Here is a 1,640-nt window from a genome sequence, read left to right as displayed (position 1 = left end):
GGCCGGGTGGTCGTTGGCGCGCACCGTGGTGGAGCCGATCGCCTGGCAGTGAATGTCCCACGGGTGACCGTTCTCATCTGGCGTCAGGTCAATGATGCTCGCCCGATAGCGGTTGTTGTTCACATAATAGGCGCGCCCGCCATCGTAGTAGATGTAGAAGTGGAAGCACCCTGGCCAGTAGAAGAGGTTAAGCGCGTTGATGCGGTTGTTAGTCAACTCCACCACGCCGTCGGCATTGAGGTCGGTCTGGCCGGTATTGTACAGCTCAATCTCAATGATGTGAAAGTCGTCCAGATTGCCCCACGGCATGGTCCAGGAGTGGGCGGTCAGCTTCACGTCCACACCCAGCGTAGTTGGCCACGCCGAGGTTGCCCACGCGTGCGTGCGATCTGCCGACAGGTAGCACCCGCCGACCGGGTCATGGTAGTTGCGCGTCGGGTCCTTTGCCCCTGCCACGTTCGGCGTGTACTTCAGGTAGGCATAGTTCTCGCTCCCTGCCGGCCCAAGCGGCCCTTGAATGGCAGCAAAGGCCGGGTCAGGGTTGTACTCCACCGCATTGAGGCCATTGCTGAAGTCGATGGCCAACCGCCCGGACATCCAGCTCCACGGCGGATTGCCGAAAAGACCGCTGGTGATCAGGCGGGTGTTCATAAAAATACACCCCTGGGGATGGCCATAGCCGATGTTCTTCACATCGGTCTGGATGGTCAGGCGGGGCCAGGGGTAGTCGTAATTGGCGGGGATGTACGTGCACCACGTCTCTCCCGCGACAATTACCATGTTCTTCTGCGGTCCCTCTGCCCAGGCCGAGAGCTGGGTCAGGGTTACCGCTGCTACCACCAGAAGCAAGGTGGTAAAGAGTTTTGAGTGCCTTTGCATGTGCCAGTCTCCTCTCAAATGCTCTGCGCAAACCTGCGGTTTAGAACCCTATCTCCAGACCGGCCCAGATCTGGCGTGCTGGCCCATAGAGCGGACGGCCCAGCCAGTCGAAGGGCACGTTCCAGTAGCCTTTCGGGTCACCTTCGTCACCGGTCTTGGGCTTGCGGTCCCGCCCTATCTCGAAGATCTGCTGGTCGATGTTCTCATAGAAGGGCGTGCGGTTGTAGGCCAGGATGTTCTCCTTGTTGGTGACGTTGTCCACCTCGACGAAAGGCCGGAAACGAATGCCTGCCAGCTTCCCTTCCCAGGTGAGCCGCAGGTTGAGCCAATAGTTCCACGGGCCTTCACGCATCTTGGGGCTCACTGCAAACCACGGGTCGAGGTCAATGTTCTCCGAGGGCAGATACTTGAAGCCGCTCATGGCGTTGCCCACTGCTGCCAGCTCGAAGTCGAACGGCAGATAGAACATCATGGTCGCGGCAAAGCGATGGGTGCGGTCGAAGCCACCTGCCAGCGGGTTCTCCGTCTCGCGCAGCACGATGTTGTCCTCGCGATACGGATAGTAGTCAGCCCACTTCAGCGGCAGCTCAGCATAGTTCGCGCTGTCGGTCTTGGCGCTGAAAGCGGTCAACTGCGTCGGATCGTTGCCCGCCCTCGCCTGGGCTGCCTTGATGTAGGAGTAGGCATAGGTGACCCGCCCTGACCAGAAGCCCGTGCGCCGCTTCTCGATGGTCAGCTCGATACCGCGCGAGTCCGCATGG

The 1,640-nt window shown here is 60.2% G+C and carries 2 protein-coding genes; both read right to left on the bottom strand.

The annotated features are described in order from the left end of the window. Window positions 1-879 (bottom strand): hypothetical protein (locus tag H5U38_11140; GenBank protein MBC7187579.1); only part of this gene is annotated, 879 nt, incomplete at its 3' end. Between the two features lie 40 nt (window positions 880-919). Beyond that, window positions 920-1,640: hypothetical protein (locus tag H5U38_11135; protein ID MBC7187578.1), on the bottom strand; the 721-nt coding region annotated here is incomplete at its 5' end.

The sequence above is a fragment of the Calditrichota bacterium genome, assembly GCA_014359355.1.
Classification (GTDB): Bacteria; Zhuqueibacterota; Zhuqueibacteria; order JANLFK01; family Oleimicrobiaceae; genus Oleimicrobium.
This window is presented reverse-complemented; position numbering and strand designations above follow the sequence as displayed.